The organism is Stenotrophomonas sp. (assembly GCF_032099025.1).
In the GTDB taxonomy this organism is placed as follows: domain Bacteria; phylum Pseudomonadota; class Gammaproteobacteria; order Xanthomonadales; family Xanthomonadaceae; genus Stenotrophomonas.
The window spans coordinates 125,831-137,404 of the sequence record NZ_DAMCID010000003.1 but is presented as its reverse complement, the minus strand read 5'-3'; the positions used below and the strand labels follow the sequence as shown (position 1 = coordinate 137,404).

Genomic DNA, 11,574 nt, shown 5'->3' with positions numbered 1-11,574 from the left:
CACCTCGCTGGAAGAAGCCTCAACGCACCACGTTGAGCACTTCGTAGCACGCGCCCATGGTGTGGTAATCGGTCTTGCCCGCCGGGCTCTTCTCATCGCTGTACTTGCGGTTGTCCGCATCCAGGATGCGGTACCACGCGCCGTAGCGGTGATCGATCATGTGCTGCCAGGCGTAAGCCCACAGACGGTCGTACCAGTCCCAGTAGACCGCGTCGCCCGTGCGTGTGGCCAGCAGCGCGGCCGTGGCCAGCGACTCGGCCTGCACCCAGAAGTACTTGTCGTCGTCGCACACGCTGCCATCCGGCGCGAAGCCGTAGTACAGACCGCCACGGGTCCCGTCCCAGCTGCGCGCCACGGCCGTGTCGAACAGGTGCCGTGCCGTGGGCACCAGCCAGTCGGCCTGCACATGGCGGTCCAGGATCAGCAGCAGCTTGGCCCACTCGGTCTGGTGGCCGGGCTGGAAGCCCCACGGGCGGAACAGGTGCTTGGGGTTGTCGCGGTTGTAGTCCCAGTCGATCTGCCACTGCGGGTCGTAGTGCTCCCAGACCAGGCCATCGGCCTGCGCGGCCTGGCGGCGGGTCATGTGGTCGGCCAGGAGCAGTGCACGATCGCGGTAGCGGGCTTCACCGCTGGCCTCGAACGCCGCCAGCATCGCCTCGCACATGTGCATGTTGGCGTTCTGGCCGCGGTACGCGCTGAAGTTCCAGTCCGCGTCGGCCTCGTCCTTGTACAGGCCGAACGCCGGTTCCCAGAAGCGCGCTTCCAGCAGCAACCAGGTTTCGTTCATCCATTCGCGCGCTTCGCCGATACCGGCCTTGAGCGCGCAGCTGTAGGCCAGCAGCACGAACGCGACGCCGTAGCAGTGGTTGGTGGCATCTTCCACCACCCCATCGCGCAGCGTCCACGCGTAGCCGCCGCTGACCGGATTGCGATGTACCTCGCGCAGGTAGCGGATGCCATGCTCGACGGCCTTCAGGTCCTCCGGCTTGCCAAACTCGCGGTACGCCATCGCGTGGTTGAACACGAAACGGGTGCTGCTCACCAGGTGGCGGTGGCTGCGGTCGTAGACGCTGCCATCGTCACGGTAATAGTGGAAGAAGCCACCGTCCGGGTCGATCTCGTTGGGCTGGTAGAAGGCCATGCTCTGCGCGATGTGGGCGCGCAGGAATTCGGGGGAACGGAAATCGGGCTGGGCTGGAAGGGTCGTGGTCATGCGGCATGTTCCTGTTGTTGCTGCAGCAGCTGCTGGACTTCGTCACGGCTGGGCATGGCGGCAAACGCGCCCTTGCGGGTGACGGCGAGTGCGCCGACGGCGGCACCGAAGCGAATGGCGTCCTGCAGGCCGCCCGGCTCGCGGCAGAACGCGGCGAAGGCAGCGCCGTCGGCGGCGCGTTCGCCGAGCGCGAACAGCAGCCCGCCAACGAAGGCATCGCCTGCGGCGGTGGTGTCCACGGTGGGCACCTCGAAGCCGCGGACCGACCCCTGGCCCTGGCGGGTGAACCAGCGCATCGGTGCGGCACCGTCGGTCACCACCACCGCCTGCGCGTGGGCGGCCAGCAGGCGCTCGATCACGGCCGTGTTGCCGTCCGCCCCGAGCGGCGCGGCCAGGTAGTCCAGTTCCTCACGCGAGAGCTTGACCAGCTCGGCCAGCGACAGCGCTTCCCACAGCCGCGGCAGCGGGTCCACCCCGGTCGGCCACAGCGCGGGGCGCAGGTTGAGGTCGATGCTGACCATCGCGCCCGCGTCGCGCGCACGGCGCATGCCGTCCAGCGTGGCGTCGGCGATCTCGGTTTCGGTGAGGCTGTTGGAACACACATGGAAGCTGCTGGTGCCGGCAAAGCAGTTGCCGTGGAAGTGTTCACTGCGGAACAGCAGGTCGGCCGCCGGCGGCCGGTAGAAGCTGAAGCTGCGCTCCCCGTGTGCGTCCAGCGCCACGAACGCCAGCGCGGTCTTGGCCGCGTCGGTGCGCACGATGCAGTCGGTCGCCACCCCGGCCTCCGCCAGGCTGTCGGCGAGGAAGTCGCCGAACATGTCCTGGCCGAGCATGCCGGCGAAATGGGTGTCGGCACCAAGCCGTGCGGCGGCCACGGCGACGTTGGCCGGCGCGCCACCGGCGTACTGCAGGAAGGCGCGCGGCGTCTCCGGCGTGGCCGGCGGTTGGGCAAGTAGATCGATCAAAATCTCGCCGAAACAGACAATCTTGCTCATTCGGGCCTCAGGCTCCCTGGCGGAATGCGGCGCTCGGGCGGGAGCCCGACAGGCCATAGAAAATGATGTAGCCGTAGCAGATCAGCGGCAGGATGAAGGACGGCTGCAGCCCGATATGGTCGGCCAGCACGCCCTGCAGGTACGGCACCACCGCACCACCGACGATGGCCATGATCAGCAGGCTGGACGCCTTGTTCGTCAGCGGCCCCAGGCGCTCGATGCTCAGCGCGAAGATGGTCGGGAACATGATCGAGTTGAACAGGCCCACCGCGACCACCGAGTACAGCGCCACATGGCCCGAGCTCAGCAGGGTCGTGCACAGCAGCAGCACGTTGACCGAGGCGAACAGGGTCAGCAGCACGCGCGGCGAGAACCGGGTCATGATCGCCGAACCGGCGAAACGGCCGATCATGGCCAGCGTCCAGTAGACCGACACGTAGTGCGTGGCCTGCTGTTCGGTGAAACCACCGACGGACGGCATGGACAGGTAGTTGACCAGGAAGCTGCCGATCGAGACCTCGGCCCCCACGTAGAAGAAGATCGCCAGCACGCCGAACAGCACGTGCTTGTGGCGCATCGCATCCAGCAGCGTGTGCGTGCCACCGCTGTCGGCCTGTTCGGTGGTCTCGGTCAGGGCCGGCAGGCGGAACAGGTAGACGAACACCGCCAGCAGCACGAGTGCGATGGCCAGGCCCACGTAGGGCCCCTGCACCGACTGCGCTTCCTGCACGCGGTAGGCGATCTGTTCGGCCGACGGCAAGGCGGCCAGTTCGTCGGCGCTCTTGACCGTGTTGCCCAGGATCAGCAGGCCGCCAAAGATCGGCGCGATCGCCGTGCCCAGCGAGTTCAGCGCCTGTGCCAGGGTCAGTCGACTCGATGCGGTCTGTTCCGGGCCCAGCAGCGCCACGTAGGGATTGGCCGCCACCTGCAGCACGGTGATGCCGGTGGCCAGCACGAACAGCGCGCCGAGGAAGGCTTCATACACACGCAGTTCGGCGGCGGGCCAGAAGCCCAGCGCACCGACCGCGGCGATGGCCAGTCCGGCCACGATGCCCTTCTTGTAGCCCAGATGCGCGACCAGACGGCCCGCCGGCAGCGACATCAGGAAATACGCGCCGAAGAAGGTGAACTGGACCAGCATCGCCTTGGCGTAGGTCAGTTCGAACACCGCCTTCAGGTGCGGAATGAGGATGTCGTTGAGGCAGGTCAGGAAGCCCCACATGAAGAAGATCGTGGTCGCCACGGCCAACGCCATGCGCGTGTTGACCACGGGCGCGGAGGAGGACGAGGTGGGCAGTCGGGGCGTTGGAGAAATGGGCATGCGGTACGCGCCTCAATGCGCGGGCAGGTGAAAGGGAGTCGGGGTCAGCGAACGGCGGGGCCGCTGCTGTCACGGATACGGAGCTGGACCGGTGCCACGGTGCGTCGTGGAGCGGCGGTGGGATCATCAAGCCGCTGCAGCAGCAGTTCGGCCGCCTGGCGGCCGCGCTCACGCGGGTTGACCGTCAGGGTGGTCAGCGGCGGCAGGGCCACCGCTGCCTCGGAAATATCATCGAAACCGGTCACCGCGAAATCGCGGCCTGGCTGCACGCCGCGCGATGCAAGGCCCAGCATCAGGCCCAGCGCCACGGTGTCGTTGTAGCAGACCGCAGCGGTAGGCACGCTGCCGTTGAACAGTTCGCCCGTACGCGCCGCCGCCTCGAGGCGGTTGGGCGCCGATTCGATCAGCCACGCCGGCTGCACGGCCAGGCCCGCTTCGGCCAGGGCCTGCGCATACCCGCTACGGCGCTGCTCGCAGGAGCTGGAATCGGCATGGCCGCCGAAGAAGGCGATCCGCTGGTGGCCGCGCTCGATCAGATGGCGCGTGGCCAGGTAGGCCCCCTGCTGGTTGTCCAGCGTGAGGAAGTCCCACTCGGCGCCCTTCAATTCGCGGTTGAACAGCAGTACGTTGGCATTGAAGCCCAGCGCCTGGCGCAGTTCGGTTGCATCGCTGCCTTCGGCCGGCGACAGGATCAGGCCCGCAGGCGTGTGTTCCATCAGCGTGGTCAGCACCGCCTGCTGCCGTGCCGGCGATTCGCCGGTACTGCCCAGCAGGGTCACGAACCCCTTGGCACCCAGCGCCTCGTCGACACCGGAGGCGAATTCGGCGAAGAACGGATTGGACAGATCGTTGATCACCAGCGCCACGCTGGTCGAGGTGCGCCGACGCAGGTTCGCCGCCCCCCGGTTGTAGACATAGCGCTGCCGACGCAGCTCGGCCTCCACGCGTGCGCGGGTATCCACGTTGACCAGCGGGCTGCCGCGCAGCACCAGCGACACCGTGGCGCGCGACACCCCGATCGCATCGGCGATGTCGGTCACGGTGACCGCGCGTGCGGCACCGGTGCGTGCGGCGCTGCCGGCACGCGTCCCCTTGGCGCTGGAGGTGTCCTTTTTCATCGTGGCGTGGCGATCCTCATGGTGGTGCAAGCCTAAACGATCACATCGGTCAGCGGATCAGGTCAGGCGCATGGGCCGATCACGACAGCAGGCCCCGGGGGGCCTGCCGCCGCAGCGGCTTATTCCAGCGCGGCGCCAGGAGTGGCGCACCAAGACACCGGCAGCGCCTCGGCGCGGGTCCCCCAACCGGTTTCCGGGGCTTGGGTGCCGAGCGTGAAGGCGATGGTGCCGCCCTGCTGCAGGCGGTTCCAGTCTACCCATACCGGCGCATGCGCCTGGCCATCGACCTGCACACCCTGCACGTACTGCAGCGTGCGGCCATCCGCGCCGGGCGCCTGCAGGCGCAGCGTGCGGCCCTGCCCCAGGTCCACTTCAACCTTGGCGAAGCGCGGGGTGTGCAGCAGGAACTGGCCGCTGCCCGGCACGGCCGGGTACAGGCCCAGCGCACTGAACAGGTACCAGGCCGACATCGTGCCCAGGTCGTCGTTGCCGGTCACGCCGTTGGGCGCATTGGTGAACAGCTGCTGGGCGGCGCGCACCACCGTGGCGGTCTTCCACGGCTGGCCGATCAGCGTGTACATCCACGGCGCGTGCAGGTCCGGCTCGTTGTTGGGGTTGTAGCGGTACTGGTTGTAGTAGCTGTACGGCCCCACCACCCATTCCTTGCGCGCGGCCTGCAGCGGCGACTGCAGCAGCGCGTCGTAGGCGAAGAAGGCATCCAGGCGCTTGCCGGCCTGGTCGCGGCCGTGCATCGCCTGCACCAGCCCGGGCATGTCCTGCTGGGCCAGCCACTGGTACTGCCACGCAGTGCCTTCATGGAAACCGTGGTGCGAACGCGGGCTGTAATGGCCATCGGCCGGCACATACCACTTGCCATCGTCCATGCGCGGACGCGGGAAGCCGCTCATGCCGGTCTCCTCGTCACGCACCGCCGGATCCCACACCTTCTGCCAGTTGCGGCCGCGCTCGCGCAGCAGGCCCGCATCGTCGGCATGGCCCAGACCATCGGCCATCTGCGACAGCGCGCAGTCGGCCAGGGCGTATTCCAGCGTGGCCGAGCCACCGTGGTGCGGATCGACGTCCATGCCCTTTGACGGGAACGCACGATCGTAAGCCACGTAGCCGTTGTCGACGTAGCCGGGATTGCCCGAGCGGCCGGCGTGGCGCGAGTTCATCGGCGGCAGCTCGAACGCATTGCGGCGCAGCGCGGTGTAGGCCTCGGCTTCACGCCCTGCCAGCGCGCCGAAGCGCCACAGGTCAACCATGAACGGCGTCACCGGATCGCCGGTCATGATGTTGGTTTCGAAGTTGGCATAGCCCCAGCGCGGCAGCCACCCGCCCTGCTCGTTGATCGCCAGCAGGCTGCGGCCGATGTCACGGGTCACCTGTGGCCGGGTCAGCGCCAGCCACTGGTTCTGTGCGCGGTAGGTGTCCCACAACGAGAAGTACTCGTAGTAGGTCCAGCCATCGGCACGGTGGATGTTATTGTCGTAGCCCCGGTAGCGGCCGTCGGCATCGCTGCCGGTCAGCGGCTGCAGCAGTGCGTGGTACAGCGCGGTGTACAGCACGGTGCGGTCATCGGCGTGCTTGCTGTCCACGCGCACCGTGGACAGCTCCTTGCGCCATTGCTGCTGCGACAGCGTGCGCATGCGCTCGAAGCCGAGCAGGCGGTCGCCCTGCATGCCCTCGCTGCGCAGGTTCGCCCGCGCGCCGTCCGCGTCCACGTGCGAAATGGCACTCACCGCGGTGACCGCGCGGCCCTTGGACAGATCGAAGCTCAACCACGCGCCGCTGGGCTTGAGCTCGCCTTCCATGCCGTGACGCGCGCCGGGCAGGCCACCGCCTTCGCCCCAGGTACCGAACGCCTTGAACGGACGGTCGAATTCCATGCGGAACCAGGTCGTGTACTGATGGCCACCGCAGAAGCTCTTGGTGACCAGCTTGCCCTCGACCACGCGGTCACCGACCACATCGATCACGCTGCCGATCACCGAATGGCGTTCGTTGGCCTGGCCGACGTTGACCAGCACGTGGCCGGTGCCGGCGTCGGCCGGGAAGGTGTAGCGCTCGGCGGCGGCACGGGTGCGCGCGGTGGCCTCGGCGTCGATGCCGCCGTAGCCGGTCAGGCGCACCTTGTAGTAACCGGCCTGGCCGACCTCGCCCTCATGGGTGTAGCCCGAGGCATAGGCCTTGTGGTCGAAGCTCTTGGCGCTGTCGGTATCGAAGTCGCCGCCCGGTCCGATGGTGCCGGTCACGGGCAGCACCGAGACCTGGCCGCCCTGCTCCCAGCAGCCGGCCCCGGACAGGAACGAATGGCCGAACCCACGGATCTTCGGGTCGTCGTAGCGCCAGCCGGCGTAGTGTTCTCCGATCGGGCTGACCTGGATCAGGCCGAACGGCGCCGAGGCACCCGGGAAGGTGTTGCCGTCATCCTTGCTGCCGATGAAGGTGTTGACCTCGCGTTCCAGTCCGGCCGGGGCGGCCTGGAGCATGGGAGCGAAGGCCAGCACGGCCAGGCAGGCCAACCCGGCCACCGGACGGCGTACGGGAGGAAGAGCGAAGATGGACGGCAATCGGCGCATGTAGGGGTTCCTGTAGGTCGATGACGGTGCGACGAGGCGGCGGGCACGCGCCGCCGGCGAGCCTGCAGCCCCCTGCGAACGTCCCCACACCGCCCCTTTGGATCGCTCCAAACTCACCCTTCGATGAATTTAGATCGATTTAAGTAAACCATGCGGAATTCCCGGGATGCATTCTGCGGCGCAACATAGCCAGCGCTGGGAGCGCGATTTGCCCGGTCGGAGCGACATTCGGCGGGCTGGGCGACCCAGGTTCCAACCTGCCCGGCCCGCCGCCCCGCCTGCGCCTAGGCACATATGCCCCCTCGCCGTCCATATTGCGCAGCAGCATGCTTCCCCCGCTCCGCCGTGTTAAAAATTCGCGGCCAGCGGTTTAGATCGATCCAACTTTGAACCGTCACATTACCGGCCGTGGCGAGCTGGGGGGCTCACCACGCGGGGAAGGCGGCACGACCACCGGACCCCGAAACCCCAGAAGAAGTCGGCTCCAGAATTTAGATCGATACAACTACGTGTCAGCCAAACGGTTCAATCCAGAGGGAGAGAGTGGAATGAAGCAGATGTCCCGCATGCACGGCCGCGACGCGTTGTCGGCCGCCATTACGTTCGCATTGGCCGCCGCCGCATTCGTGCCGGCCACCGTGTTTGCCCAACAGGCCGCTACCCCGTCCGAGACTCCCTCGGCGACCACGCTCGACAGCGTGCAGGTCACCGGCTACCGGTACGCCATCGAAAAGAGCCTCCAGCAGAAGCGCGACGCGAATGCGGTGGTGGAAGTGATCACCGCCGAAGACGTGGGCAAGTTCCCCGACAAGAACGTGGCCGATTCGCTGCAGCGCGTGCCTGGCGTGGTCATCACCCGCGATGGCGGCGAAGGCAAGAGCGTCAGCGTGCGCGGCCTGGATCCGGACCTGACCCTGACCCAGTTGAACGGCAACTACATCGCCACCTCGGAAACCAACGACGAGGCCAGCCGTTCCTTCAACTACACCCTGCTGCCGTCGAACATGCTGTCCAGCGCCGAGCTGTTCAAGTCGCCCGAAGCGCGCATCGACGAAGGCGGCATCGGCGGCACGGTCATCCTGCATACCCGTCGCCCGCTGGAGATGGAAGCCAATTCCGGCTACGTGACCCTGGAAGGTACTTCCTCGGACACCAGCCACGACGTTGATCCGCAGGCATCGGCGCTGTACTCCTGGCACAGCGAGGACGAGCGCTTCGGTGTGCTGGTCGGCGTGACCCAGCAGAAGCGCACCAGCCGCACCATGGAAGCCACCACGGAGAACTTCCAGTGGTACGGCACCGACACCACCGCGCGTGATGTCAACGGCACCCCGATGAACCAGGGGGGCGTCAATTACTGGTGGGGCAACTCCGGTTTCAACGACCAGAACGGGCGCAACTACACCGACTTCTTCATGCCTACCTCGGTGAACTTCGCCGTGAAGGAAGAAGAGCGTGAGCGCAAGGGTGGCCAGTTGACCTTCCAGTTCAAGCCGACCGACAACGTCACGTTGACCGCGAACTACTTCCGCTTCGAGCTGGAGGGTGATTACACCCAGAACATGCTCAAGATTCCGGAATGGAACATGGCGCGTTACAACCAGGACGGCAACTGGGCCGGCGGCCGCCTGCTCAACGGGCTGACCATGGACCCGAGCGGCAGCATCGTCACCGGTGCGCAGTTCGAAAAGCTGGCCGGCAAGACCTACTACTGCAGCGAAGACGAGGCCGCAGCGGCCGGCCTGGCGCCGGGTGGCTGGGGTCCGGACGACTGCACCATCCCCACCCCGCAGCTGACCGGCGGCTACAGCCGCGAAAAGGCGCTGTCGCAGACGGCCGACCTGAGCATCGATTGGGACATCAGCCCGCTGTGGAAAGCGTCCTTCAGCGGCGGCCGCACGTGGTCCGAAGGTGGGCCGTCGATGAACTTCCGCATGTCGGCCAAGCCGCGCCGCCGCGTGGATGGGGTGTGGCAGACCGGCAACCAGTATTCGGCGTGGGACCTCACCGGCACGCCGTCGGCCACGTTCTCGCCTGACCTGCAGCAGCAGCTGATGAACGGCATCGCGGAAGTGGACACCGGCTCGACCGATTCGTCCTGGATGCAGACCGAGGTCAAGCAGAACCACTTCCAGGCCGACTTCACCAAGCTGTTCGAGACCGGCGTGCTGGATTCGTTCCAGTTCGGCGCCAAGTACAGCGATGGCAAGGTCCACCGCAATACGGGCAACACGTATTGGGTCTGCCCGGGCACCGATCCGGCCGACTACGACAACAACCGCTACCAGGCAGGCTGTGACAACACGGCGGGCATCGCGCAGCCGGGCTTCTTCCTGTCCAATCCGATCAGCAACATTGCCGGTGGTTTCGACGCCAACGTGTTCCCGGGCATCAACTTCCCGTCCTACATCAACTACCTCAACGACCGGTATGGCGGTTCGCACAACCGCACCGAAGAAGACTTCGTCTACAACGTCAACGAGAAGGTCTACGCGGGCTACTTCCAGGCCAACTTCCGTACCGAGCGCCTGCGCGGCAACGTGGGTGTGCGCGTGGTACGTACCGAGCAGTTCGCGCAGTCGAGCGATTCGATCGAACGCTTCAACGACTACTTCCTGGACAACGCGTCCGGTGCGCCGATGTCGTGCAACGACCCGGCGGCGGCGGCCTTCCCGGGCTACGGTTGCGAGAGTGGCTTCGTCCGCCTGCCCGACAGCCTGGCGCGCCAGAAGTCGTTCGAGCTGATCGGCACGGACAAGACCTATACGGACTTCCTGCCGAGCTTCAACATCGCCTGGGACATCACCGACAATCTGGTGCTGCGCGGTGCGGCGTCGAAGGTCATCGCACGCCCGAGCTACACCAGCATCGCGGCTCCGGGCGCGCTGAACTACTACAGCGCCGAGTATGTCAATGACCGCCGTGTGGCCGGTGGCGCGCCGCAGGAAGGCTGGCAGGGCCACGGCAGCAACAAGAACCTGGAGCCGTTCGAGGCGACGCAGTTCGACGTGGGCCTGGAGTGGTACTTCCAGCCGGGTGCGGTTGCGGGTATCGGTCTGTTCCGCAAGAACGTGGACAACTTCACGGTGCCGGTGGTGCGTGACGTGCAGCTGGTGGTCGGCGGTGAGTCGGTCACGGTGCAGGACTACGAGACCCAGGCCAACGGCCGCGATGGCGTGTCGCAGGGCGTGGAGCTGTACGGCCAGTACACCTTCGACATGGGCTTCGGTGTGCAGGCCAACTACACCTACAACGACACCAACCTGGCGTCGATCGTGCTGGATGGTGAGAGCATCGGTTCGTCGCCGCTGGTCGGCAGCGCCAAGAACCAGGCCAACGTGACGGTGTTCTACGAGAACGAAAAGTTCCTGGCGCGTGCGTCGTACAACCGCCGTGGCGAGGTGGTGGGCGGCCTGAACGGCGGCATGACCGAGTACACGGAGCCGTACGCGCAGCTCGACCTCAACGTGGCCTACAACTTCACCGACGCGCTGACGTTCACTGCGTCGGTGCTGAATGCCACCAAGGAAGAACAGCGCATCCACCTCGGCAACGACACGGATGCCCGCCTGGTCTCCAGCCTGTACTCGGGTCGTCAGCTGTACTTCGGCGCGACCTACAAGTTCTGAGCCTTTCCACCCCCGCCTACGGGCGGGGGCAACGCTCCTCCACGGCAACCGCGCTTTCTCAGGTGGTTGCCGTTTTTTTTGGGTGCTGGAGCTGGAGCTGGAGCCGGAGCCGGAGCCAGAGCCGGAGCCGGAGCCGGAGCTGGAGCCGGAGCCAGAGCCGTCGTTTGCCTGAGCACGCGCGCAGGGCCGGCGGGTGCCGGGGTACGGGACACGCCGTAAATACGTCCATGTAGGCTCGTAGAAAACATCCATGTTTTCTACGGTCCCGTACCCCGGCACCCGCCGACCCTCTGACGGTTGGTTGGTGGCCTCGGAGGGTCAAGAGCGGTTTCGATCAGTTCAATGCGTTATCGGATGTGGGAGATTTCAAAGCAGTCGTTTGGGAATCGACCCTACCGGGGCGCAGAACCGCGCACGCACACCAGCACTACTCACCGTATCGCGCATGCGTAATGCCCAATACGTAATACGTAATGCGTAGGGACACGCCATGCGTGTCTGCTTCTTCCCACCGCACCCTGCCAACCGTCGGGGAGGCAGGCGGGTAGCCCCTGTAGGGACTGTCGAAAACATGGATGTTTTTGCCAAGCCTACACGGACGTACTTGCGGCGTGTCCCGTAAGGGGCTACCCGCCTGCCTCCCTGCTCGTAGCACCGGAGACGCTGCCGTTGCCCTTGCCGTTGCCCTTGCCGTTGCCCTTGCCGTTGCCCTTGCC

At 66.4% G+C, this 11,574-nt stretch carries 6 protein-coding genes; 1 reads left to right on the top strand and 5 read right to left on the bottom strand.

Annotation, left to right across the window (positions count from 1 at the left end):
* Positions 1 to 19: 19 nt before the first annotated feature.
* The 5 genes from RT456_RS03880 to RT456_RS03860 form a co-directional block, all read right to left on the bottom strand.
* Complete coding sequence (locus RT456_RS03880) at positions 20 to 1,213, bottom strand: AGE family epimerase/isomerase (protein WP_313342750.1); 1,194 nt, start codon at positions 1,211 to 1,213, stop codon at positions 20 to 22.
* On the bottom strand, positions 1,210 to 2,208 hold the full coding sequence (locus RT456_RS03875; RefSeq protein ID WP_313342747.1) for a carbohydrate kinase: 999 nt from the start codon (positions 2,206 to 2,208) through the stop codon (positions 1,210 to 1,212). Before RT456_RS03875 ends, RT456_RS03880 begins: the two co-directional genes overlap by 4 nt.
* 7 nt (positions 2,209 to 2,215) lie before the next feature.
* A complete protein-coding gene (gene fucP / locus RT456_RS03870; protein WP_313342744.1) occupies positions 2,216 to 3,529 on the bottom strand; it encodes an L-fucose:H+ symporter permease in 1,314 nt (437 codons plus the stop codon).
* 44 nt (positions 3,530 to 3,573) lie between these two features.
* Positions 3,574 to 4,647, bottom strand: a complete 1,074-nt coding sequence (locus RT456_RS03865; RefSeq protein ID WP_313342742.1) for a LacI family DNA-binding transcriptional regulator — start codon at positions 4,645 to 4,647, stop codon at positions 3,574 to 3,576.
* Between the two features lie 119 nt (positions 4,648 to 4,766).
* Entirely contained in the window at positions 4,767 to 7,229 is a 2,463-nt protein-coding gene (locus RT456_RS03860) for a GH92 family glycosyl hydrolase (protein ID WP_313342739.1), read from the bottom strand.
* Between the two features lie 548 nt (positions 7,230 to 7,777).
* Between RT456_RS03860 and RT456_RS03855 the strand changes: the two genes are divergently transcribed.
* The gene (locus RT456_RS03855) at positions 7,778 to 10,858 is read left to right on the top strand and encodes a TonB-dependent receptor (RefSeq protein ID WP_313342737.1); all 3,081 of its coding nucleotides are present in this window, start codon (positions 7,778 to 7,780) and stop codon (positions 10,856 to 10,858) included.
* Positions 10,859 to 11,574: the final 716 nt, after the last annotated feature.

What these genes read in the sequence shown, in the direction of transcription:
- RT456_RS03865 (WP_313342742.1), bottom strand. Translation starts at nt 4,647, where the DNA reads ATGAAAAAGGACACCTCCAGCGCCAAGGGGACGCGTGCCGGCAGCGCC.
- RT456_RS03855 (WP_313342737.1), top strand. Translation starts at nt 7,778, where the DNA reads ATGAAGCAGATGTCCCGCATGCACGGCCGCGACGCGTTGTCGGCCGCC.
- RT456_RS03860 (WP_313342739.1), bottom strand. Translation starts at nt 7,229, where the DNA reads ATGCGCCGATTGCCGTCCATCTTCGCTCTTCCTCCCGTACGCCGTCCG.
- RT456_RS03875 (WP_313342747.1), bottom strand. Translation starts at nt 2,208, where the DNA reads ATGAGCAAGATTGTCTGTTTCGGCGAGATTTTGATCGATCTACTTGCC.
- RT456_RS03880 (WP_313342750.1), bottom strand. Translation starts at nt 1,213, where the DNA reads ATGACCACGACCCTTCCAGCCCAGCCCGATTTCCGTTCCCCCGAATTC.
- fucP (WP_313342744.1), bottom strand. Translation starts at nt 3,529, where the DNA reads ATGCCCATTTCTCCAACGCCCCGACTGCCCACCTCGTCCTCCTCCGCG.